At 47.5% G+C, this 22,667-nt stretch carries 21 protein-coding genes; 12 read left to right on the top strand and 9 right to left on the bottom strand.

What is annotated here, in order from left to right; all coding sequences use genetic code 11:
- Positions 1-82: 82 nt before the first annotated feature.
- The 8 genes from NG795_RS21325 to NG795_RS21290 all read left to right on the top strand — a co-directional run bounded on the left by NG795_RS21325 (position 83) and on the right by NG795_RS21290 (position 7,940).
- On the top strand, positions 83-241 hold the full coding sequence (locus NG795_RS21325; protein ID WP_367290653.1) for a hypothetical protein: 159 nt from the start codon (positions 83-85) through the stop codon (positions 239-241).
- A gap of 737 nt (positions 242-978) precedes the next feature.
- Complete coding sequence (locus NG795_RS21320) at positions 979-1,422, top strand: hypothetical protein (protein WP_367290652.1); 444 nt, start codon at positions 979-981, stop codon at positions 1,420-1,422.
- 293 nt (positions 1,423-1,715) lie between these two features.
- Complete coding sequence (locus NG795_RS21315) at positions 1,716-1,838, top strand: hypothetical protein (protein ID WP_015146533.1); 123 nt, start codon at positions 1,716-1,718, stop codon at positions 1,836-1,838.
- 226 nt (positions 1,839-2,064) lie between these two features.
- A complete protein-coding gene (gene purH / locus NG795_RS21310) occupies positions 2,065-3,624 on the top strand; it encodes a bifunctional phosphoribosylaminoimidazolecarboxamide formyltransferase/IMP cyclohydrolase (RefSeq protein ID WP_367290651.1) in 1,560 nt (519 codons plus the stop codon).
- A gap of 115 nt (positions 3,625-3,739) precedes the next feature.
- On the top strand, positions 3,740-4,813 hold the full coding sequence (locus NG795_RS21305; protein ID WP_367290650.1) for a cupin-like domain-containing protein: 1,074 nt from the start codon (positions 3,740-3,742) through the stop codon (positions 4,811-4,813).
- Between the two features lie 41 nt (positions 4,814-4,854).
- Entirely contained in the window at positions 4,855-5,991 is a 1,137-nt protein-coding gene (locus NG795_RS21300) for a cupin-like domain-containing protein (RefSeq protein ID WP_367290649.1), read from the top strand.
- A gap of 122 nt (positions 5,992-6,113) precedes the next feature.
- On the top strand, positions 6,114-6,977 hold the full coding sequence (locus NG795_RS21295) for a 2OG-Fe(II) oxygenase (RefSeq protein ID WP_367290648.1): 864 nt from the start codon (positions 6,114-6,116) through the stop codon (positions 6,975-6,977).
- A 54-nt stretch (positions 6,978-7,031) separates the two neighbouring features.
- Complete coding sequence (locus tag NG795_RS21290; RefSeq protein ID WP_367290647.1) at positions 7,032-7,940, top strand: 2OG-Fe(II) oxygenase; 909 nt, start codon at positions 7,032-7,034, stop codon at positions 7,938-7,940.
- Positions 7,941-8,393: 453 nt separating this feature from the next.
- Here the strand turns inward: NG795_RS21290 and NG795_RS28510 are convergent, their stop codons facing one another.
- The 3 genes from NG795_RS28510 to NG795_RS21280 all read right to left on the bottom strand — a co-directional run bounded on the left by NG795_RS28510 (position 8,394) and on the right by NG795_RS21280 (position 10,674).
- Positions 8,394-8,543, bottom strand: coding sequence for a PIN domain-containing protein (locus tag NG795_RS28510; RefSeq protein ID WP_495855884.1), 150 nt, complete (start codon positions 8,541-8,543; stop codon positions 8,394-8,396).
- The gene (locus NG795_RS21285) at positions 8,527-8,820 is read right to left on the bottom strand and encodes a UPF0175 family protein (RefSeq protein WP_367290646.1); all 294 of its coding nucleotides are present in this window, start codon (positions 8,818-8,820) and stop codon (positions 8,527-8,529) included. Before NG795_RS21285 ends, NG795_RS28510 begins: the two co-directional genes overlap by 17 nt.
- Positions 8,821-9,141: 321 nt before the next feature.
- Positions 9,142-10,674 carry a SagB/ThcOx family dehydrogenase gene (locus tag NG795_RS21280; protein WP_367290645.1) on the bottom strand — a complete coding sequence of 511 codons (1,533 nt, stop codon included), beginning with the start codon at positions 10,672-10,674 and terminating at the stop codon, positions 9,142-9,144.
- A 338-nt stretch (positions 10,675-11,012) separates the two neighbouring features.
- On the opposite strand from NG795_RS21280, the gene NG795_RS21275 reads away from it, so the two are divergent.
- On the top strand, positions 11,013-12,455 hold the full coding sequence (locus NG795_RS21275; protein WP_367290644.1) for a hypothetical protein: 1,443 nt from the start codon (positions 11,013-11,015) through the stop codon (positions 12,453-12,455).
- A 136-nt stretch (positions 12,456-12,591) separates the two neighbouring features.
- Here the strand turns inward: NG795_RS21275 and NG795_RS21270 are convergent, their stop codons facing one another.
- From NG795_RS21270 to NG795_RS21255, 4 genes are all read right to left on the bottom strand, one after another.
- Positions 12,592-14,688, bottom strand: coding sequence for a tetratricopeptide repeat protein (locus NG795_RS21270; RefSeq protein WP_367290643.1), 2,097 nt, complete (start codon positions 14,686-14,688; stop codon positions 12,592-12,594).
- 381 nt (positions 14,689-15,069) lie between these two features.
- Positions 15,070-16,617, bottom strand: a complete 1,548-nt coding sequence (locus tag NG795_RS21265; RefSeq protein WP_367290642.1) for a M48 family metalloprotease — start codon at positions 16,615-16,617, stop codon at positions 15,070-15,072.
- Positions 16,618-16,890: 273 nt separating this feature from the next.
- Positions 16,891-17,598 carry a glycoside hydrolase family 24 protein gene (locus NG795_RS21260; RefSeq protein WP_367290641.1) on the bottom strand — a complete coding sequence of 236 codons (708 nt, stop codon included), beginning with the start codon at positions 17,596-17,598 and terminating at the stop codon, positions 16,891-16,893.
- Between the two features lie 283 nt (positions 17,599-17,881).
- The gene (locus tag NG795_RS21255; RefSeq protein WP_367290640.1) at positions 17,882-18,541 is read right to left on the bottom strand and encodes an NAD(P)H-binding protein; all 660 of its coding nucleotides are present in this window, start codon (positions 18,539-18,541) and stop codon (positions 17,882-17,884) included.
- A 30-nt stretch (positions 18,542-18,571) separates the two neighbouring features.
- Between NG795_RS21255 and NG795_RS21250 the strand changes: the two genes are divergently transcribed.
- Together NG795_RS21250 and NG795_RS21245 are read left to right on the top strand one after the other, a co-directional pair.
- The gene (locus NG795_RS21250; RefSeq protein ID WP_367290639.1) at positions 18,572-18,712 is read left to right on the top strand and encodes a hypothetical protein; all 141 of its coding nucleotides are present in this window, start codon (positions 18,572-18,574) and stop codon (positions 18,710-18,712) included.
- Positions 18,713-18,889: 177 nt separating this feature from the next.
- Positions 18,890-19,645 (top strand): DUF1997 domain-containing protein, encoded by a 756-nt coding sequence (locus tag NG795_RS21245; RefSeq protein ID WP_367290638.1) that lies wholly within the window; start codon positions 18,890-18,892, stop codon positions 19,643-19,645.
- A 154-nt stretch (positions 19,646-19,799) separates the two neighbouring features.
- On the opposite strand, the gene NG795_RS21240 is transcribed toward NG795_RS21245, so the two are convergent.
- Entirely contained in the window at positions 19,800-20,273 is a 474-nt protein-coding gene (locus tag NG795_RS21240; protein ID WP_367290637.1) for a DUF4079 domain-containing protein, read from the bottom strand.
- A 224-nt stretch (positions 20,274-20,497) separates the two neighbouring features.
- On the opposite strand from NG795_RS21240, the gene NG795_RS21235 reads away from it, so the two are divergent.
- Positions 20,498-21,970: an ankyrin repeat domain-containing protein gene (locus NG795_RS21235; RefSeq protein WP_367290636.1), complete on the top strand. Its 1,473-nt coding sequence runs from the start codon at positions 20,498-20,500 to the stop codon at positions 21,968-21,970.
- A 98-nt stretch (positions 21,971-22,068) separates the two neighbouring features.
- On the opposite strand, the gene NG795_RS21230 is transcribed toward NG795_RS21235, so the two are convergent.
- Complete coding sequence (locus NG795_RS21230; protein WP_367290635.1) at positions 22,069-22,497, bottom strand: C6orf136 family protein; 429 nt, start codon at positions 22,495-22,497, stop codon at positions 22,069-22,071.
- Between the last annotated feature and the right edge of the window lie 170 nt (positions 22,498-22,667).

Below are 22,667 nucleotides of genomic sequence, written 5' to 3'. Positions count from 1 at the left end.
TTGCCGCTAATCCCCCAATCTATTGCTAGTATTGGTTTCTAGCGAACGAGTCGCACCCGCGTCTTAAGACCGGGGAGGAAAAATGACTGAGGGGACGGGTATCCCTCGCGCCTTTCAACTACAGATCAGCGCCAAGCCTGGGTTATCCCATGCCAACTCTCCTATTTTAGAAACTGGCTTTACCCTCCCTAGGTCAGTGGGTGAGGCGACGGCGATCGCTCCCAACAGAATCCTTGATTAGCCTGGATCTGATGTTCTTAAGCGCACTGGACTTCACTTTACCATTTTATTACCCTCCCTGACAGGGGGTAAGGGGTCCTCTGACCCTCCCCCAGTGACTGCCCAAAATTAGCTCAAGGGTCAGCCCATTGTCAGTTAATTATGATTAACTCTTTATCGGTAATCCTCAAGGATCAGGAATTCGCACCGGATGTCCTTGAAGTTTTTAAAGATTTTGTAAATTTTGACGCTGAATTAGGCCGGGAATCGGTTATAAACTGTCCATGACTCAGCCGATAGATTGAAAAGTCGGTGAAAAATTAACAAATATTTAGGAAAATCGGGGAAAGATAATGAAAGGAGATGAGATAATAAAATGAATTCGCTCAGGATGCCCAGGGCAATTTCACCCTAGAGGATTTACTTAGATAAATCATTTCATAAAAACCAGCAGGATGCTCCCTGAGAGAATCTCAAGTCTAAATGCTCCGTTTTAGGAAACTAAGTTTCAGTTAGAATAGTCATAGAGAATAGGGTAGAAAAATTATTGAGGCGATCGCGGCAACGGGAAGGAATGAATTTACTGATTCTGTTTCCGCCATTCAACCGCTGAACGAAAGGCAATTAATTTTTATAAACTCTCTCTACTCACCGGCCACTCAGAACAGGAGCAAATTTCCGGAGCCTTGCGGAATTGGGGTGCAACTGACATCTACAACAGAACCCTTATGCCAATTTCACCGATTCGGGAGGCTAATTGTGAAAGAACTCACCCCAGATTCCTATCCAGAAGAACCCGTGGATGATATGGTCCACTCCTACGATCGCATTCTCTTAGCCATTATCGTGACGGGACTCTTATATTGGTTTAATATCGCTTGGCGCGATCCCAACAGTCCGACTCAAGTTGCTGATGCGCTTCCGGCAACCGTTAACCTCTTATCGGAAGTCGCCGCTGAGAAAGTATTGCAAGCGGTATCCACGGACTCGGGTTTACCCAAGTCGGCACTGCAAATCGTGGAGAGCGAACCGGAAGTCGGGGTAGAAGGGATTTGCGAGGCGATCGGCGCTGATTGCAGTCTGACACCGGCACCTTCTGTCCAAGTCAAAATTGCCAGTCAGGAACAACTTTGGGTCTATCGGCTCAACCATTCCGGAAGTGAAGTAAAAGTTGAAAAAATCAGTTCTTCTCGGCTTCAGTGAACCCCAGAGCGTGGCTTTTTGCCTAAGAAATACTGCTGCATTAAGGATAGTCAATTTATGAACCTCCAAAGAGGGCCAACTAGATTGAACAAATTAGGTCTGTTCATGGGTACATCCACCAATCAATCGCTCCTGTAAGTTGAACTTGCCGGAGCGATTTGTTTTCAAGACTGGATTGAATTGATAAAAACCCCTTCATTTTGGGTTATAAATAAATCATCGGTCTCCCCGAGGCGATCGCCTTACCCCAAGAGACCCACAAACCCCAGTTGTTTTTAGAGGTGCGTCGGAATATGATCCTCGCTTTAGAATTGCCCATTTCTAATGGCTTAATCGCTCAAATTTCCTTTACCCTAGTCGTCGCGGGCATTTTCCTCTGGCAAGCGTTCAAGGCTTACCAAGAAGTCAAAAAATAAGGGCACCCGATGAGTCTGCGGCAACCCTCTCGGTGCCGGTTGTCGCAAACCGTCGGAGACTCTCACCTTCCTCGTTTATCTCACAATTCAGGTTCACCGGGGTCCGTCAACCCCTCTCCCCAAAAAATCTTGAAACCGAAAAACTAGACAAAAATTTCACAGAAATCCCCAAGGAAGGATTATCCTAGTAGAGACAAAATTCCACACTCTCAAAGGATGATTCATCATGGCGCGTCTGGCACTGTTGAGCACATCGGACAAAACCGGGTTAATTGACCTCGCCCGCCACTTAGTTGAGGAATTCGGCTTTGACCTCATCAGCAGTGGCGGCACCGCAACAGCCCTCAAAGAAGCCGGTTTGCCGGTGACTAAAGTCTCCGACTATACCGGGTCCCCAGAAATTTTAGGGGGGCGGGTCAAGACCCTGCATCCCCAGATTCATGGGGGAATTTTAGCAAGACGGGACCTAGCGGAGGACCGGGCAGATTTAGAAACCAACGACATTCGTCCGATTGATTTAGTCGTGGTCAATCTTTACCCCTTTGAACAAACGATCGCCAAGGAAGGGGTAACGTTTGCGGATGCGATCGAAAATATCGACATTGGCGGTCCCACTCTCCTGCGGGCATCGGCGAAAAATCACGCCCATCTGACGGTATTATGTAACCCGGGGCAGTATGACAGTTACTTAAAAGAATTGCGGAGTAACGGGAAAGCATCTGCCGAGTTTCGCCTGTCTTGTGCGAGAACGGCATTTTGGCATACGGCGTCTTACGATCGCGCGATCGCCACTTATCTGGATACCGCAGGCAATGCCGAGACCCAAAATCCCACCCTGCCGGATACATTTAGCATCAGTGGACATCAAATTCAATCCCTGCGTTACGGGGAAAACCCCCATCAAGCGGCAGCTTGGTATCAAATGGGAACCACCCCCACGGGATGGACAGCAGCGAACAAATTGCAAGGGAAAGAGTTAAGTTACAACAACTTAATTGATTTAGAAGCAGCCCGTCAAATTATTGCGGAATTTCCCGGCAGTAGTGAAGATCCGGCAGTCGCCATTCTCAAACATACCAATCCCTGTGGTGTGGCGATGGGAAATAGTTTAGTTGAAGCCTATCAAAAGGCTTTGGCAGCGGATTCGGTGTCAGCATTTGGGGGAATTGTCGCTTGCAATCGTCCCTTAGATGCAGCAACGGCAACGGAACTGACTAAAACCTTTTTGGAATGTGTGGTGGCCCCGGATTGCGAACCGGAAGCGGCAGAAATTTTGAGTAAGAAATCTAAGGTGCGAATTTTAACATTAGGGGATTTAAGCAGTGGACCGAAAAAGACGCTTAAGGCGATCGCTGGGGGATTTTTGGTCCAAGAGTCTGACGATGCGATCGCGGAACCGACGGACTGGCAAGTGGTCACGGAAAAACAACCCACAAAAGACCAACTCGCGGAACTTCTCTTTGCCTGGAAGGTCGTCAAGCACGTTAAATCAAATGCCATTGTCGTGACGCGCGATCGCACTACATTAGGGGTAGGTGCAGGTCAAATGAATCGCGTTGGGTCTGTTAAAATAGCCCTGGAACAAGCTGGAGAAAAAGCCCAGGGTGCGGTCCTCGCCTCTGATGGGTTTTTCCCCTTTGAGGATTCAGTGCGAACCGCAGCAGCAGCAGGCATTGTTGCCGTGGTGCAACCGGGAGGAAGTCTGCGGGATAGTGATTCTATTGCCGCAGCTAATGAACTCGGTCTCGTGATGGTTTGTACTGGCATCCGTCACTTCTATCATTAAGGGATTGGCGGGGGGTAAAACCTCCGCCTAATTGCTCAAAAAAGTTACAAAATTCAGGGTTGATTCGGTTGTAAACCTGATAGTTTCTAGCGCTAATACAATTTATTTGGACAGAATGATGCAAACTGAACTTTGGCACGCTAATTTAATCAGTCCCTCGCCCTCCGGACTGTCAAATGATTGGAAACGATGGATTGTGACTAATAAATTGCGTCAGCTTCCCGATGGTGAACTGGTGGATATTTTGGTGCAACGGGGGGTTGATATTCGGATGGCGATCGCAGAAGTCAAATCTGTGTCCGCGCATCCCTATTTTCAAGCCGCTATAGCGATGATGGCGGAACAAAAGCAACAAGCTCAAACGGATATAGCCTTCTACTCTATCCAGGCTCACAAACTGGAAACCCAACTGGGGATTTATCGAACTTTAGAGCAATTATCTCCTAATTATAACAGGATTCAACGCATTGGGCGGCCTTCTCACTCGGATTTTTTTGAACATTATTATGCCCAGAATACCCCGGTTATTTTAACCGATGTCATGGGAAATTGGCAGGCGTTGTCCCGGTGGAATCCGGAGTATTTAAAGCAACATTACGGAGAGGTCAGCGTTGGGGTACAGTTCAACCGGGAATCGAACCCTTTGTTTGAGCAAGAGAAGGACAAACACCGCCAACAAATGATGATGAAAGATTATGTAGATTTAGTCGTCACTGGCGGTAAAACCAATGATTATTATATGGTGCCTTATAATGACAACTTTGATAATCCCGAGTTTAAACCCCTGCTTAATGACATCGAAATCTTTCCCGACTATCTGGATCCGACGTTACAGCAAACTCGGATTTTCTTCTGGTTTGGTCCGGAAGGGACGATTACACCCCTGCATCACGACCCCTGCAATGTCCTCCTAGCTCAAGTGTATGGGAAAAAGCGGATTCGGTTAATTTCTCCCAATCAAAAACACTTACTTTACAATCAGGTTGGGGTTTATAGTGAGGTGGATTTACTCAGTCCCGATTACGAGAAATATCCCCGGTTTAAGGAGGTAGAAGTGATTGATGTTATCCTAGAACCCGGAGAGGTGATATTTTTGCCTGTGGGATGGTGGCATCATGTGGAGTCTTTAGATATTTCGATTTCGGTTTCTTTTACGAATTTTTTGGTTAATAATTATTACAATATCTAGGGACAGGGAGGAGAATGAAGGTTGATAGAGGAGCAGAACCCATGATAGCTGAACAAATCAGTGTTGACTCGGCGATCGCCACCGCAGATGACTCACAACTGGTGCAAGTGATGTTAATGCTAGATGGGGGTCATCAGTGTGAAATTGCTTTAATGCCGGATGCACCGTTACTGGGGGAACTATTTCAAGCGTTAACAACGGAACCGGAAAATAGCGAGAGTAAACTGTTTCAGATTCCGATTGAAGAGGGAAATGGAGCCTTGTATTTTCCCGGCGCATCCTTAGTGGCGATCGCCACTGATCCTGCCGTTTCCCTGGCAATCCCAGAGGAACCCAAACCCATCGAAACCCGGGAAGACATCGAACCGGACGATCCCGTACTACAACTAGAATGGCAACTCAACACGTTCCACAAACTGGCCAAACTTTCTCCAGATTATGGCAAAGTTGAAAGAATTCCCCATGTTTCAGGTCCTGAATTTTTAGAGCGATTTTATATTAGAAACAAGCCGGTGATTTTCACCGATTTGATGGATAATTGGAAAGCGCTTTCATTGTGGACTCCCCAATATTTTAAAGAAAAATACGGTCACGTTACCGTTGGTGCACAGTTTAATCGGGAATCCAATCAGCAGTATGAATGGTGTCGAGATAAGCATCAAAAAATGGTGCTATTCGGTGAATTTGTCGATCAGGTTCTGCAAGGGGGAGAAACCAATGATTACTATATAGGGGCCTACAATGGCAACTTTAGCCGGGAAGGGTTCAAAGGACTGCTGGACGATATCGAACTGTTTCCTGAGTATTTAACTGATACTAAAGAGGCCAATAACACGTCATTCTGGTTTGGTCCAGGCGGGGCGATTACCCCCTTGCATTTTGACCCTTTAAATACATTCCTCTGTCAAGTGTATGGACGGAAACGGGTGCGTTTAATTGCGCCAAGCCAGAAGCATTTACTAGCTGCTTATGGGCATTATTTCAGCAATATTGACTTAGAAAATCCCAACTTTGAGCGCTATCCTCAACTCAAAAAGTTGGATATCATTGAGTTAATCATTGAACCGGGAGATGTGCTGTTTTTACCCGTGGGTTGGTGGCATCAAGTCCGGTCTTTGGAGGTGTCTATTTCTATATCTCTCTTGAATTTGGCGTTTGAGAATACCTTTGAATTTTAAGGTGAAGTTATCAATAATTGGGCCAATAAATAAACCAGGGGATTACCATCCGCAAAAATGCTGAAATCCCCCATTTGCATTCGTCAAAATTAAACGGGAAATTACCGATAAAAATGGAAGCTATGGAATTAGAATCGAACCCGATACAAGTGATTGTGATGATGACGGGGGGTCATCAATATGAACTGTCTTTAACGGCAGATGCACCGTTGCTGCAAGAATTATTTCAAGCGTTAAGCAATCGAGGCAACAATGGGGGAAAGGATGTATTTAAAATCGCCAATGAAGAGGATGGGTCCTGTTTGTATATTCCTCGGGATGCGATCGCCGCGATCGCCACAGTTCCTCCCATCCCAGTGCAATCCCTCAACTTACAAGCGCCATCTCGACAACCGGAACCCACTCCCCCACCCCCTCAGCAACTCATTGAATCCAGTATTGTGCAACTGGATAATTTTCTCAAACCGGCAGAGTACCAGGAACTGATGGAGACTGTTTTTCCCCAGGAAGGGACTGCCTCTAGTGGGATTCAGTTGCCGACGCCTCAATCCTTTGAACTTTCGCGAGAAGTGCTGTTACACCGGGTGCAAATGATGCTTCCCGATGTGCTGATTCAGTTGGGATTGGAGGGGTTTCCCTTAACAGCAATGGAAGCAGAGAATATCCCGAATCATGCCACTGAGGGACAGGGGATTTCTGTTGATGGAAATAGTCCGGAAACTGCTTTAAGGGTGGTAAATTTCTGTTACTTTTTCTATCAAACGCCAAAATCTTTTACCGGAGGAGAATTGCGAGTTTATGATAGTCAGATTGTGAATAATCACCTGAGTATCGCACAATCCTATAAAACCGTGGAACCGCGTCAGAATAGCATTGTGTTTTTCTTAACCAGTAATGCCTATGAAGTGCTGCCGGTATATCCGAACTCCCCAGCATTTGGCGATCGCTGCTTCCGGGTGAGCGGGTGGATGCGGCGATCGGGTTAACTGGGTTTAACTCAATTTACCCGCGTCTTACAGTTCAACTATAAACTTCAACGTATGACATCAAATATCATCGAGACAGAAACCGTTCATGTAATGCTACTGATTGCCGGGGGACATCAATGTGAATTGTCCCTGGCAGCGGATGCGCCATTGTTGCAAGATATCCTAGAAACGATCGCCCTGCGTTCTCACCCAGAGCGATCGCAACCGAACAAACTCTTCCAGATTCCGATGGAAGATGGGGGACCTACTTTATACTTTCCCAGTCGTTCCATCGTGGCGATCGCCACCGATCCGCCGGTTCCCCTGCCAGAAATTGGCCCAGAACCCGAACCCATTGCGTCGCAATTAGCAACCCCGGCACCGATTGTCATTGAATCCAAATTTCTGAAAATACAGAACTTTTTGAGTGAAGCGGAAAACCAACGAATTCTTAACTATGTGATAGAAAACCAGGGAGAATTTGAAGACAGTAGAGTCGGTATTGACGACCCCAATTATCGGCGATCGAGAATCTTCTATTACTTCCAAGAATTCGGGGACCTCATCAAAGAACGAATCAAACAAGTGCTGCCTCAAGTCAAAGAACACCTAGGAATTCTCCCCTTTGAAATCACCGAAATCGAAGCCCAAATCACCGCTCATAATGACGGGCATTTTTATAAAACCCATAATGATAATGGAGACTCCGTAACCGCCACTCGAACCATCAGTTACATTTACTACTTCCACCGAGAACCGAAACCCTTTACCGGCGGACAACTGCGGATGTACGACACCTTAAAACTCTCCGACACCTTATATTCAATGGCCGAATCCTATACCGATATTCCCCCCACCAATAACAGCATCGTCTTCTTTGCCAGTGGCTGTTTTCACGAAGTTCGCGCGGTAAACTGCCCCTCCAAAAACTTCCCAGATAGCCGCTTTACTCTGAATGGATGGATTAGAAAACCCGAGTAAAGCATCAACCGGCGGGGGTTCAAACCCCCGTCTCATAGCTAAAGTCGGATAAATCCGACTCAAAGAGATTTTATAAACGATTTAGAAGCTGGACAGTGAAAAGTTCTGTATAACCTAGAGGGGGTCGCTCTATGGCCTAAAAAAAATGGACCGGCATAAAACCAGCCCATAAGTCATCCGGGTAAGTATTCTAAGCTAACCAGTGTTACCATTATGCAGCCCTTTGAGCGAATTGAACAAATCCTTGAAAGTCTACGGCCCGCATTCAGTCGTGAGGTCTCCTTTGAGAAGAAAATGATGAGAATTCACCGACTTTAGTTGATAAAATGTCCGGCTTATGCAGGGATTATATGCAGGCTGGGAGTTAGGGCATTTTAGATGCCTATTTTGCCTCGAAAAAATTAATTGTGCAGTTTAGGTACGATTCGATTCATTTAATTACGCGGGTCAAAATCAATACAGTTGGCAAAGAAATCCTGATTCAACGGTTTCTGAGTAAACCGCTGGGGGAATGACCATCTCAGTAAATAGGGATTTTAAGCTATCTAAGCGGTTAATACTGGTAAAGTTAATCAAAGGCGTAACATTACCAATGATTCTCACTATCCCACCATCCTGATTTCACCGCTTCGATATCCTCTGCTAAATCATCTTTGTCGTAGTGCCGAACAATCTGATTTTCCCCCAACAGTTGTTGAAATTCCCACAGGGAATAATTCAACAACCGACGGGCTTGACTAAAGGTAAATATCTTGTTTTCATAAAGTTGCATGGCAATTTGTTCCACAACTGCCCTCTCACCTTGCTCAATTAATTCGATGGAATTTGTATATTTATAGATGGCATCTACTCTCACCTCATCATTTGACAAGACATTCATTCATCACTGGGCAATCTCGACCGAATACCTCCCCCGGACAGTCGAGGAGTTCTTGAATTAGGGATAGATAAGCCTGCACTGGTTGTTCATCCATCCCATAGCCTAGCACCGGCTAGGAGATAGTATCCCCATTTTACCCCATTCCGGCGACTGGTGAAACCGGGTTTCTTTCTTAAATCTTTGTAAAGGAATAGAGATGCTGTCAGAAACCCGATTTCTGAACCCCACCGTTAACTCCTAAGCGAAAGAAACCGGGTTTCTGCGTCAACTTTTGCAAGTTAGCAAAAATCTGGATAAGAAACCCGGTTTCTAAACCCTTGCTTATCGGGGTTTGCCGAGGGTGGTGATATAGAGGACGGCTTCATCCGCAGGAATGCCGAGGACTTCATTCACGCGATCGTCAAAAAATCCGCCGATGCCACTGACGCCTAATCCCATATAAATCGCCCCCAGGTTTAGCCGTTGTCCCAGATGTCCCGCATCCAGATGTAGGTAACGGTAAACCCGATCGCCATATTTTGCGATCGCCTTTTTTAAATCTGCCGTATGAAACACCAACGCTGAGGCATCTCGTCCCAAATCTTGGCCTAAGCAAAGATAATGCAATTCCCGGCGGAAATTTTTAAACCGCACTTGCCGCAGTTCCTCCGCTTTTGGCGCGTAATAATAACAGCCTTCATCTAAACCTGTCACCGATGAAACGGCAATAAAGGTTTGAATATCCTCTAAATCAAAAAAGTCGGGATAGGCATCCAAATTCTGATAGGTGTAATGTTCTGAATGATAGGTAAAATCCAACAATGCCTTGAGTTCATCAAAGGACAGGGGTGCACCAGAATAAGCGCGAGTTGAACGTCGTTTCAAAATTGTATTTTCCAGACCTTCTAAATTAGTTCGCCAGTCAATTGGGCGGGTTTTGGTCGAAACTTTACTACAGAAGGGGAAGTTATATTTATCCTCCTCGGATTGTTCCTCATCGCTGAGAGACCATCCCCCGATTCCGGTCTTGTCTGAGTTGATTTTAGTTGCCTCATGGCAGTATCCCAGCAATTCTCCCTCGGGAATCGCGGGATAGTCCGTTTGGGTCGCCGAAGGTAAGGCGGTGCGATATTTGGGTAGGTTTTGGTCGATATCGAGTAAATCCGCTAGGGGGATAAAGGTGATTAAGGATTCCTGGGTGGGGTCGAGGTAAAGCAATTCATTGAGTGCATCATCGTGAAATCCGGCGATCGGGTGAGGTCGGTAGTCCGTTAAGGATGCCGCGAGTTCGAGGTTGCCCAGCAGATGCCCGGTATCCAGAAAAATCCGGCGATAGGCGCGGTCTTGGTAACGCCAAGCGGACCGAAAGAAGACTGCACTGGTGGCGATCGCCAGTTTGGTATGTTCTAAGGCCGGATGCCAAAAGGTAGCCGCTTGTAAAGCAGGCCACACATCACTATCCCAAAATCGAATTAACGAATGATTGCGGGCTTGATAATTATACAAACCCGGAGGTAATTGAGGTGTTCCCTTGGAGATTAAGTACAGTTCTGCGGGGTACAGTCCTCCGGCAGAGGGTGCAGATCTTAAATAAATTTGACTTCCGGTCATGGTTGCCAACTTCGCGGTTAAACCATAGGTGCAAAATAGCAACCGCGAAAGTCGGGTCAACCCCTTCCGGGCCAAATCTTTGCCCCCATCGGGTTCTTTTTTGAGATAGGGTTTGAGGTCAATGGTGGCCCCGATTTTATATTCTTTGAAGGGGACCGGCTGATTTTCCCAATCCAGTTGATGACTTTTGGCCCCTAGGGTATCCGGATCGTATTTGGTGCGATCGTGATAATGCTGGGCGATGGAGAGTGGCTGTTCTGACATAAGTTTGAGTCAAGTATGGAGGAACATTCTTCATTTCATCCTCGATCTTGACATCCCTGAGTCCCAAATTTGCTGAACTCGCGATAAACCTTCAAGGTTGACAAGACCCATTCTCTTGGACTGCAAGCGGTTACAGGGTTTTTTTCCCATCGGTGGCAAATTTTCTGCTACAGATTAAAATTATGATAGCTAGGTTACAGTTTTCCCCAATTCTCTCTACAATTAAGTAGAAATACTCCCTCACCAAACCGATTCAGTTTTTCTCAGTCCCACCCCCAGACAAAGTGAAGCACAATCTCCCCCATCCCCCCTATCTCCCCTATCTCCCCTAAAAAAACATGGGCAAGCGCTGGCTATTAGAATGGTGCTGTCTGGCAATTGTTGTTATGGTCCCTGGGTCTTGGTGGATTTATAGATCCATAGAACCGAAACCCTTTGCCTTACCGAAATCCGCCAAAAATGAACCTTGGGCCGTCCAAAGTGGGCTAAAAATTGCTAAATTGCGCGATCGCGTTCCAACGGTGGATCGTGTGGTCCTCGTTCCCGATGAGGCGACGTTTCTGTTCGCGATCGGTCAATGGAGTCTCCAGGGTCGCTGGCCGATTTTAATTGAAGATACTCAATATACAAAGCTATTTCTCGATCGCTTCCAACCCCAGGAAGTGATTCGGTTACCGGCAGTGAATACGCCTTTACCCACGGGTTTTGGCTTGCGACAAGGGATGCAGAATGCGGTTGCTACGGCCTGGGATGCCCCAAATCGGTTTTCCCTCAACAGTCAATGGGACACTTTGGGATGGGAACCCCCCGGGGCAGTCGTAACCTCTGCAACGGACCCTGCATGGCCTGCGGCAGTCGCTTTAGCCACCGATCGCGGTCAGCCTTTGGTGTTTTTAGAAGGGGATTTCGGACAAGCTAATGAACGGTTAGACCAAGGCACTTGGACGGTTTTAAAAACCGAAATAGAAACCCTGGTCCAAGAGACCGGCTATGCCTACGATACCCTGGGAGATGCGATCGATACCGTGACCCTGGTCAAAGAATTAGCGGTTAAATATGAATCTCCTGAAAATGGCAATGTAGATTTAGCCGTAACCGATGGATTAGGACGCCATGAAACCGGCGATCGCTGGGCAGCCGTCGGCTGGATTTATGGAACTCCCGCCCGGGCCGTTTATCAAGCCATGTCCGCCATCTTTATCGATGCGGAAACTGCTTTATTTTATGACAGCTATCCCAAAGAAGAACCCTGGATTCAATATGAAATGAACGCAGCGGCGGTTTTGGTGTCTGAAATTGGCCTAAATGTTCAAGTGATTCAACGCCCCCAAGCCACTGTCCAAACCTGGCAACAACTGGGGGAAACTGACCTAAATTTTGACACGATATGGGTGAATTCTAAAGGAATGTCTACTGTATTTGCCGCAGGAGGAGGGGATGCTTCTGTAGAGGATATTCCGCAACTCAAATACCCGGCGATCGTCCATTTTATTCACAGTTGGTCCGCCACCACTCCAGGCGATCGTAATACCGTCGCGGGTCGCTGGTTAGAAAATGGTGCATATTTATATGTCGGCAGCGTCCATGAACCCTTATTAAATGCCTTCATCCCCCCCACTCTCCTCGCCCGACGCCTTAAACGAACCACCCCCTTCCTCATCGCCTCCCGTCAACTCGACTCCCCACCCTGGAAAATCACCACCATCGGCGACCCCCTCGCCATCATCTCTCCACCCAGAGTCCGTCTCAATCCCACTCAACTCCCCCTACCCACTCCCTAATCAGGAGTTACCAAGTAACGCCTTCAGTCGTTATCTTTCTTAGTTTGTAGTAACGACTTCAGTCGTTATCTTTCTTAGTTTGTAGTAACGACTTCAGTCGTTATCTTATCCAAGTTCGTAGTAACGCCTTCAGGCGTTATCTTCTTTCCCCTTCCCCAACCAAATCCCTTTTCTCCCGCTGTTCTATCTCCCTCTGCGCCCGTTCTTTACCCTCTTGCGCCGCCCGATAATTGGGCTGATATCGCAACGCCCGGTCATAGGCCAAAATCGCCTCTTGATACTGCCCCAAAGTGGATAATCCATTCCCTTTTCCATACCAAGATTCAGCATGATCCGGCTTCAAATAAGCCGCCTCATTATAGGAAGAAACGGCCTCTTGATATCGATTCAAATTATAAAGCGCATTCCCCCGGTTGTACCAAGCGCGATAGTCGGTTTTCTTCAAGTCGATCGCCTGATTATAAGCCTCGATCGCCTGTTCATACCGGCGTAACTGGTGCAGCGCCCAACCCAAACTATACCAGGATTCCTGATAACTAGACTGAATCTTAACCGCCCGTTCATAAGATTTTGCCGCTTCAGAAAAGTCATTTGACTTCATCAAAGCATTCCCGCGACTATACCAGGCTTCCGCATAACTCGGCTGAAATCGCACGGCTTTATCATACGACTCTACCGCATCTTTTTCTTGATTCAATTGCATCAAAACATTCCCGCGATTATACCATCCCACGGCATAATCAAACTGATATTCTACGGATTTATCATAAGATTTTAAGGCCGCTTGGTAATCTTTCAATTGATGAAAAGCCCATCCCCGGGCATACCAGGCTTCTGATGATTCCGGTTGAAATTCTAGGGCTTGATCATAAGCGGCGATCGCCTCTTCATACCGCTGCAAACTTAGTAAGGTATTTCCCTTGCCATTCCATGCCTCAGCCGATTCTGGAACCAGTTCTATGGCTTTTTCAAAACTGGCGATCGCCCCGTCATATCGCTGCAATCGATTTAAGACATCCCCACGTTGAATCCAGGCATCCAAATATTGAGGATTGAGTTGAATGGCGCGATCGTAAGCCTCCATCGCCGCTTCATTCTGATTTAATCGAGAGAGAGTATCCCCTTTTTCTTTCCAGGCTTCTACATAATCCGCTTTAATTTCAATGGCATTTTCATAGTGTTTTAATGCATCTTCATACCGGCTTAAATGATATAACGTATGCCCTTGATGATACAACTCACTGGCATTCACCGATTTGATTTTATTCCAAACAAAAACTGACCCAGCAATCATGCCCGCCCCAATAATTCCGCAAGAAATCACCCCGAAAACCCATTGATGTTTAGACAACTTAAAGCGCGGTTGAGGCAGCGACGCAACCCCAGGGACAGAAACTGTCATCACCGTGGGCTTTTCTAAATCAGCGATCGCCTGTAACGCCTCTGTTGCGGAACCATAACGTTCCCGGAAATCGTACCGGACCATCCGTTCTAATACCTTGATAAATTCCGGACTCACCTCTACCAATTCCGCGACTTTGATTTCTTCTGTCTCTGGATCTTTGGGAAATTCATGAGATAATAAACCCGAAAGGGCTTGCAAGGCTACAATTCCCACCGCGTAAATATCACTACTCGGTTTGGGAAAGCCATTGGCTTGTTCACTGGGTAAATAACCGGGAGTACCAATACAAACACTGAATCCCGGTTTCCCATTCGGATTCAAGAGTTCGGTGGTAATTTGTTTAACTGCCCCAAAATCAATTAAAACTAATTTTTTATCTAAATTACGGCGGAGAATATTCCGGGGATTGATATCCCGATGAATGACATTTTTACTTTGAACAAACTGTAAAATTTCTAACAGTTCTCGGAGTAAGTCAAGGGTAGCTTTTTCATCCAATTTTTCTCCAGGTGTCAATTCATGACTGAGATCGTGACCCTCGATATACTCTTGAACCAGATAGAATTCTTGGTTTTCTTCAAAATAGGCGAACAATTTGGGAATGCGATCGTGCCCTCCCAACTCATGCAGGGTTTGCGCCTCTGTATCAAATAGCCGTCTGGCAATTTGCAGGGTGTTCGGATCCGTAGACTGGGGCTTTAATTGCTTGACTACGCAAGGGGCAGCCCCGGGAAGGTGGCAATCCTGCGCGATAAAAGTCGCCCCAAAACCCCCGCTTCCCAAGGAGTTGATAATCTTGTAACGTCCACCAAGAGTTGTTCCGAGCATGATTCCGAGCATGATTCGTTACGGCGAGGGTAGAAACGGGCTATTCAAGCATTTGACCCATTTTGCCATAGGTTAAACAAATCAGCAACCTGGGACCTCGGTGGGAGAGTGGAGGGATTTAGCGGGGGGGATTGGGTTGGAAATTGCTGGAGAAAATAAAACAAGAGAAGAAGAGAAGAGAACGACTGAAGTCTTTACTACAAACGAAGGGAAGAGAAGAGAACGACTGAAATCGTTACTACAAACTAGGGGGATTTTTTTGATTGTTTATAATTCCCTTGAAGTGGTTAGTAGGAAATAAGAAAGGCGCAAGGTTATCCTTGCGCCTTTTTGAGCAAATCCCCTTTTTAAACGAGGATTTGGGGTTAATTGATTTCTATTTTATGCTCCAGCTAGGAGAACTTCTACGGGATTGCCTGCCTCTTCTTCGGGGAAGAGTTCTTGCACTCGGCTTTGGATTTGGGAGTGGCGTTCGACGCCTTCAAAGGCGTAACGGTTGTAACCATTGCGTTGGATTAACTCTTCCAAATAGCGAAGCCGATCGCTGGAGGCGGGGTGAGAAGATAACCAGCTTAAAACCCCTCCGCCACCGCCATCTAATTCGGTGAAGGTTTGCATCAGGTTTCTTAACCCATCAGCGGCATAATTGGTATTGGCTAACACTCTTGAGCCTAAAACATCCGCTTGTCTTTCATTCTGGCGGCTGTAAGCGCGACCGACTAGGGCGGCAATTAAATCCCCCATTGGAACGACGCGATTTAAGTTAGAAAGTAAGGCGCTTTGCACAACCCGTTGATAGCCATGAGACAAGACGGCATGAGCGACTTCATGACCCAGTAAACCGGCGAGTTCGGCTTCGCTGTTAATTTTTTGGAGTGCGCCGGTATTCACGAAGACTTTGCCACCGGGAAGGGCAAAGGCATTGAGATTTTTGTCTTTCACCACGAAGAATTCATATTCAAATTCATCCCGTCCCATCAAGTTAGCCATTTTCTGACCGACTTCATTGACATAGTTAACGATGGTTTCATCTTCAACCATCGGTAAACGCTGTTGGAAAACTTCAGCCAATTGGTTACCAAAGGAGGCTTCTCCTTGCATCAACAGCATAGTGAGTTGAATGGCGGGGATGGTTCCGGCGACGTTTCCAGTTAAGAGTAAATCCCCGATGGAGAGTGCGCCGGTGACGAGGGTTTGACCGATTAATCGGCGACGAATTCCGGAACGGTAGCGACCTAAATCATCATCGGCGATCGCCCCAAATTCAGCGGCTTGAGGATGTTCCGGATACAGCACTGCAAATTGCCTTGCCGCAATGGAAGATTCCAACCATTTCTCTTCGCCTTGTAAGGCGGTAATTTCCGCTTTAATTAATTCCGGTTCATTGGGATAAAGGGTGGTGGCTCGTTCTAGGACGGCTAAGGCTTCCTCTCCTCTGCCGTACTGTTGTAAGGCTTGGACCAGCAACACATGACCGGGAATAAATTCCGGATGTTTTTCGACTAATTGCTGTAACGGGACAAAAATTCGGGTTTCTAACTTTTGTTCAAATCCCGCTTGGGCTTCACGCCAATAAACTCGACCCGCGCCGGATAGTTGTTCCGGATCGGTGATGGCTTGAGCGATCGCCTGGTCCCCTCGCGGTTGAGAAAACTGACCTTTCACCTGGCGGTACAGTTCTTCTGCTGCCTGGGTGTTGCCTTCCAGAAAGAGGCGATCGGCTTCGACTAGGGTATTAAATTCTGGGGTTCCCGGCTCAAAAGCCAGTTCCAGAATTTGTTTTAAACTGGAGAAAGTGGGGATTTTGCTATGAGGTGCAGGAGTGGTTACCCCGGTGGAGTAAGCGGGTGCAAAGGTCAGCAACAAATTCATGCTGAGGAATAAAGCCACTCCAACGGTTGCCCATAGCGCGTGCCGAAATCGTTTCATGGGGGGGGTTCCTCTCGATGGGGTAAGGGATGATGGTAGGGTTTTAACCCGCACCCTCAAGGGTGAGGCATTTGCGGACAAAGCCCGCACTTCGACGGTGCTCAGCACAGGCCTAGGCGGGCTAAGAGAGAAAACAGGTCTTTGACAATGGGATTTGGTATTAGCCTCTTAGAACCCGAATCTGAATCAGGTGTTTCCTTTGAGCGTCGCAACATCCCAAATGAAGGCGCTTCAAATCTAGTTACCGAGACCAATATCCGGTTGTTGAGAGCTTTACATGGATTTTTGCAGTTCCTCTTCCAGGAGTTGCTGGTAAATGGTGGGTAAATACGCGCTCATGGAATTGGTTTCAATCCCGTAGCCGAGACTGGTCCAAGTTCCAGAGAGCAGATATAAGACTTCATCTAATTTTCCTTGTTTTAATAATTCGGAAATGTTCACTCCCCACGCTTCTTCGTCTTTTAGCCACGCATAGACCACTTGATCTTGGAATGAAGGCTCAAAACTATAGGATTTCCAAAACCATCTGCCATTGGGTTTGGGGTGGTAGCGTTCGGCCATTTCTTCCCAGGTGGTGGTGATAAACTGATAGCGACCGGCAGCAGTGGAGCAGTTGTTGAGATTGGGTCCGGCGACGATTCGCACGCAGCGATCGGGATGGCGGTTGAAGTTGTCAATATATTGGCCCCCATAGATCACGGCGTAGGGATGCTCCACGTTGGATTCACTGGCGGAAATGGTTCGCATCAGGGCCCGGATATAAGGGTCTCCATTTTCCATGACTAAGGGGGGTAAGGGGGCCATTAACGAGGGCGGCAGGGATTCGGTGCGACGAAAGATGACGTTATAAAACAGCATGGGTAAGGCGATCGCCCCAGCCAGCAATAAGACTATTTGTCTGAATTTCGGGGGTTTTCTTCGCCGTTTAACCCGCGGTTTTTGACTCGATTTCAACGGTTGTAAAGAAGGTTCAGAAACCATAAGGCATGATGAATTATTCAGAAACTAGGGTAATTTATTCAGGTTTTTCGGGTTTATGTCCCTGATTTCATTCCGGTTGATGCAGTTGGTTCTCCCTATTTTAATGGCAGGTCCCGCAGAAATTCTTGGGGCGGGTTTTTATTGTAAAATGTCCCGGTTTTAGGGGCGTCAGAGTCTCCGGTTAAGGGTTCACCTATTCGGGTTTTTATCTGACGCACCCTCCTGTTAAACGATTGAGCCCGGTTTCTGGGCGTGGATTAAGCTAATTCTAACCAGGTTGGAGTTAAACTACACTGGCAAATAGCTCAGGGAATGCTTGGGCTGGCGCTTCCGCATTGGTGACAATTTCGACAATTTTATTCCGGGCGGCCGGTTGAAATAGGGCTTCAACGCTGACTACGGCGACTTTAGTTCGCGGAATGCTCCCATCAAATAATTTATCCTGAGATTTCATGACGATATTCGCTTCATCTTCGGTATTTTTTAATCCGCCTGGACGGACGATGGTGTAAGTTAAACCGCTGTTTTCGATATATTTTTCGGCTTGTCTTTTCCAGACTAAAATCAGCCAAAATAAATTGAGCGGATGGAATAAGTTAGAGACGCACAAGGAGGAAACCAGAACAAACTGTTCGATTCCCTTGACTTTGGCAACATCCACGAGGTGCTTGGTCCCTTCATAGTCGATGCGATAGGGTCCCGTGGGGTCGAAACTGGGAGTTGCACCGGTGGCGCATAACACCACGGTACAATCCGCGATCGCCTCGTTGAGACTCTGGGGATTCAACACATCCCCCACGACTAACTCCACCTGGGGAGGTAAGAGTTGCTGACCTTTCTCCAAGTTCCGCACCAAGGCGCGCACGGGAATCTCCCGCTTGACCAATTCTTCGACAATTCGTCGTCCTGTCTGTCCCGTGGCACCCGCTACAAATGCTTTCATCAGTTTTTTCGGTAAAATTATGGATTGAATGTGAAATCATTGCTGTTATGCAAGAGGGGACAGCCGTTAGCGCCCCAAACCTCCTATAGTGTAAAAAATTTGGGGACCGATCGCGATCGCCTAAGTTCGGATATCTACATCACAGAACCTCCCTCGGAGGATTGCTTATGATAGAAACGGATGCCACTTTAACCCTTTTGCCCATCAAGGCGAAGCTGACCCAATAAAGGAAAGTCGGGCAGAATTACGGATTTCACCCCTCCCACGGACAAGATAACGTAGAGAAAATAGCATCCAACCACCTCGGTGGTCGTACAAAAACACAGGCCCTCAATCAGGGAAGCGGTTATGCAGTCAGATATTTTAAACCATAAGCAAACATCCATCGATGGCGATCGCGAGGCATCTACCTCCGTTGCTTGTGAACCGATGTGGTTTCAAACTCATTTTGTCGGATGCATGGAAATGTATGCCGATGTGGAAACTGTTGCTGCCTATTTTGACGTTCACCAAGGATGGTTTAAACGCTGTGCTCATCCGATGCAGGCAGAAGCTTTAGGAGAAAATGGCTATGCTCTGACTATTGGGCGCTTTGGTGCACTCGGTTATGAAGTGGAACCGAAAATTGGTCTGAATCTATTGCCACAACAGAATCGCGTTTATCTCATCGAAACGATCGCCATTCCCGATTATGTCCCCCCGGGTTATGACGTCGAGTTTAAAGCGTCCCAGGAATTGATAGAAATTCCGGCAGATTATTGTAATATCAAACTTCGCCATACCGAGGACCTCCCTCCCACTATGACTCGGGTGGAGTGGAATTTAGATTTAAAGGTGGGGGTTTGCTTTCCGAAGTTCATTCATGCTTTACCCCTTCCCCTCGTCCAAAGAACCGGCGATCGCCTGTTGGCACAAATTGTTAAACAAGTCTCTCGTCGCTTAACCTACAAAGTCCAGGAAGATTTTCACTCCACCATCGGGCGCGATCGCCTAGAACTCTTCAAGAAAAAACGCGCCAAAACCTCTAATTTCGATCTGTGCCGCCAATGTAGCGGTGCCAATGGCAGCGGCGAAGAGGTCCCGGAGGAAGTTGAAACTCCCTAACAAATATCCGGTCCCCTCCCCGCTATCTTGGGGTAGGGACCGGAGGTGGCTCCATCCTGGGCGATCGGCTTCTTACAAAAAGGGGCTTTCCTCGTGAGGGGGCTGCTGCCGCGTCACGAGGAATATAGGATTAAATTCTTACTCTGCCAATCTCCTAGGAATCACTGCTCAGAATCTTTTGGACAATTTGCAATCCCGTGAAGGCTTGCCAGCCAAACAGGGTGAGCAAGGTCATATTCATCGCCACATGAGTCACTCTCGCCCAAGTGACACCCTGCTGCATGAAGGGCGCTAGGGAGGCGGAAATTGCCACCATTGTGGTCATGCCTAAGCCCACGAGCAGGTGGGGACCAAAAAACAGCTTGCCATTATTCACATAGGTAGCAGCCATACCCACCACAGTGCCAAATACCATCAGGGCCAACATCACGGACCCGATTTGGTAATGTCTAACATTGTATTTGCCCTTAATTAGAACTTTTTTCTCTTCTCCTGTGGCTTTGCGAGTGCGCTTCAGTTTCACTCCCAGGACAAGGGCGTAAATTGAGAGTCCAAACAACACCCACATCAACAAGGGGTGGAAGAAGGTCAATCCAGTTTGTAACGGTGCGGGCAGTTCAATGGTCATGGTGTTCTCCAGATGGCGTGAGGATCTTCATAAAACTTATCATAATTTGGCTCGGGAGAACTCTTGAACATACGACCCTCTCAAGGGTGGCGAGATCGGCGTGATTGTAGCAGCCTGTGATCTGGCGCGATCGCCTAAGTGAAGATCTCCGGATGATCGCGGTTGATTGTCGGCTCCTTTCGCGATACCGTTAAATTACCCCGAGATTGAGTCGATCGCAGCAAATGCTCTCTAACCAGGATCTTTTATTAATTCAGGCGGCTCGAATTGGCAACATTCATCAAGTCATTACCCTGCTGGCTGAAGGTGCGCGTGTCAATGCCAAAGATGGAGAAGGCACGACTCCGTTAATGTTTGCCTCCCAGAAAGGTTACACGGAAATCGCCCGTCACTTGCTCGAAGCCGGTGCCGATGCCAATCTTGCCCGAGAAAAGTACGGCATCACCCCGTTGATGTTCGCGGCAGCCAATCATCAGATTGATGTGGTCTGCCTGTTGCTCTCCTTTGGAGCACAGGTGAACGCCCGGAATGATGATGGCAGTACGGCACTGATGGTGGCGGCGCTCAAAGGCAATCCGGCAATCGCCGATCTGCTGTTGACCCACGGTGCCGAACCCAATATCAAAGATAAAGATGATGATACCGCCCTCAAACTTGCCATTGTTGAGGGTCATGTTGCGATTGTTAGGTCTCTCCTGGCAGCAGGGGCCCATTTAGAGGCGATCGCTGACCTGGATTCCCTCTTATTCCGCATCGCCCAGAAGGGGAATGCGGAACTGTTAGAACTGCTGATCCAAAAAGGTCTCTCCTCTCAAAAATATGAGTGCGGCAGTGCCTTACTCGAAGCCGCAGAACGGGGGGACCTGCCCATTGTCCAAATCTTGTTAGCCGCTGAGACTAACCCCAATGTCACGGATAAAGATGCGGAAACACCCCTGCTACTGGCGAGCGATCGCGGCCATACCGAGGTGGTAATTGCCCTGCTGAGTGCAGGTGCTGATGTCAATGCCAAAAATCTCGATGGCTTTACCCCCCTGATGGCTGGGGCATCTGGCGGCCATTGGCAGATGGTGCGATCGCTGCTGGATGCCGGTGCCGAGATTAATGCGATCGATAGTGACGGAGAAACCGCCTTAAATTGGGCCGTAGTTGAAGGGTATGCCGATGTGGTCAACCTGTTACTCGACTCCGGTGCCGATTTCCAACGGTGCAATCGTCTCGGAGACACCCCCTTATTTGTCGCCGCCTTGCACGATCGCGCCGACATTGTGGCGGCCCTCCTCCACAAAGGTGCAGAGGTTAACCCCACCAACTTTGACGAAACCCCCCTCACCGCCACCGCTGAACTCGGCCATCTGGACACCATCCGAGTCCTACTCAAAGCCGGTGCGGACCCCAATGCCGTCTCCACCGGAGGCAAAACTGCCCTGATGAAAGCTGCCGATCGCAATTTGACCGAAGTTATGGAGGTCCTGATTGCTGCCGGTGCCGATGTCAACCGCCAAGATGATGCTGGGGCCAGTGCCTTGATGTGGGCTGCCCATCGGGGTTTTGAGGAAGCGGTACACCTGTTGGTATCTGCCGGTGCCAATGTTAATCTCAAAAATCGCGGAGGGTACACCGCCTTGGCGATCGCGGAGTTTAACGGCTACAAAAAAGTAGCGCGATCGCTTCGTAACGCCGGAACTCAAGAATAATACTCCATACGGTATTTAAAGGTCTATAAAACCGGATTGTAGGGGCGCATTGCGCCCCTACAAATACACCTTGATAGGGCTAGGGTCTGCGGAAAACCCTACATCATTGATTCTGGAAGAAATTGTTTTAAAATCGCCTTCGGTTCCCGGTCCCAAGTGTCAATATGTTCATAAATTAACCCATTTTCATCTAACTTGTAATTAGAATACCCATTAAAAAATAAATCCGCTTTCCAGGGTAAACGTAATCGCCCGCGCACGGTCCAATTGGCTAAAATCATATCCGGCGCAACCTGTTCGACATCATGTAAATCAAAATAGAGTTCGGTGAAAAACAGTTGTCCGTGAAACCGTAACGTCCAGAAAATAATGCGATAATTGAATTTCCACTTAAACTGATTTACCGGGTCTTTGAAAAAGATATCTTTGCGATAAATATCATAAGAAATATCTTTTTCAAATAACGTGGGTAAGTCTTCCTTTAAAGTGGCGACTGCCTTTTCGACTTGGGATTGATATTCGTCCATTGGTTTAGTTCTCCTGGCACTCCTAAATTTTATTATATGGGGGAAATAATCTGGAAACGACTGAAGTCGTTACTACAAACAAAAGAATTTTCCCCTGTTCGTAGTAACGACTTTAGTCGTTATCCCCTTTAAAAGATTATCTTTTAAAGGGGCAATGTTTGAGGGAAATA

The organism is Laspinema palackyanum D2c, assembly GCF_025370875.1.
In the GTDB taxonomy this organism is placed as follows: Bacteria; Cyanobacteriota; Cyanobacteriia; order Cyanobacteriales; family Laspinemataceae; genus Laspinema; species Laspinema palackyanum.
Note: the sequence above shows the minus strand (reverse complement) of the source record. Positions and strands in the feature narration are given on the sequence as shown.

Bases quoted from the DNA above. Each gene is read 5' to 3' on its own strand.
- NG795_RS21325 (WP_367290653.1), top strand. From the start codon at position 83: ATGACTGAGGGGACGGGTATCCCTCGCGCCTTTCAACTACAGATCAGC.
- NG795_RS21315 (WP_015146533.1), top strand. From the start codon at position 1,716: ATGATCCTCGCTTTAGAATTGCCCATTTCTAATGGCTTAATCGCTCAA.
- purH (WP_367290651.1), top strand. From the start codon at position 2,065: ATGGCGCGTCTGGCACTGTTGAGCACATCGGACAAAACCGGGTTAATT.
- NG795_RS21305 (WP_367290650.1), top strand. From the start codon at position 3,740: ATGATGCAAACTGAACTTTGGCACGCTAATTTAATCAGTCCCTCGCCC.
- NG795_RS21300 (WP_367290649.1), top strand. From the start codon at position 4,855: ATGATAGCTGAACAAATCAGTGTTGACTCGGCGATCGCCACCGCAGAT.
- NG795_RS21295 (WP_367290648.1), top strand. From the start codon at position 6,114: ATGGAATTAGAATCGAACCCGATACAAGTGATTGTGATGATGACGGGG.
- NG795_RS21290 (WP_367290647.1), top strand. From the start codon at position 7,032: ATGACATCAAATATCATCGAGACAGAAACCGTTCATGTAATGCTACTG.
- NG795_RS21285 (WP_367290646.1), bottom strand. From the start codon at position 8,820: ATGAATGTCTTGTCAAATGATGAGGTGAGAGTAGATGCCATCTATAAA.
- NG795_RS21280 (WP_367290645.1), bottom strand. From the start codon at position 10,674: ATGTCAGAACAGCCACTCTCCATCGCCCAGCATTATCACGATCGCACC.
- NG795_RS21275 (WP_367290644.1), top strand. From the start codon at position 11,013: ATGGGCAAGCGCTGGCTATTAGAATGGTGCTGTCTGGCAATTGTTGTT.
- NG795_RS21270 (WP_367290643.1), bottom strand. From the start codon at position 14,688: ATGCTCGGAACAACTCTTGGTGGACGTTACAAGATTATCAACTCCTTG.
- NG795_RS21265 (WP_367290642.1), bottom strand. From the start codon at position 16,617: ATGAAACGATTTCGGCACGCGCTATGGGCAACCGTTGGAGTGGCTTTA.
- NG795_RS21260 (WP_367290641.1), bottom strand. From the start codon at position 17,598: ATGGTTTCTGAACCTTCTTTACAACCGTTGAAATCGAGTCAAAAACCG.
- NG795_RS21255 (WP_367290640.1), bottom strand. From the start codon at position 18,541: ATGAAAGCATTTGTAGCGGGTGCCACGGGACAGACAGGACGACGAATT.
- NG795_RS21245 (WP_367290638.1), top strand. From the start codon at position 18,890: ATGCAGTCAGATATTTTAAACCATAAGCAAACATCCATCGATGGCGAT.
- NG795_RS21240 (WP_367290637.1), bottom strand. From the start codon at position 20,273: ATGACCATTGAACTGCCCGCACCGTTACAAACTGGATTGACCTTCTTC.
- NG795_RS21235 (WP_367290636.1), top strand. From the start codon at position 20,498: ATGCTCTCTAACCAGGATCTTTTATTAATTCAGGCGGCTCGAATTGGC.
- NG795_RS21230 (WP_367290635.1), bottom strand. From the start codon at position 22,497: ATGGACGAATATCAATCCCAAGTCGAAAAGGCAGTCGCCACTTTAAAG.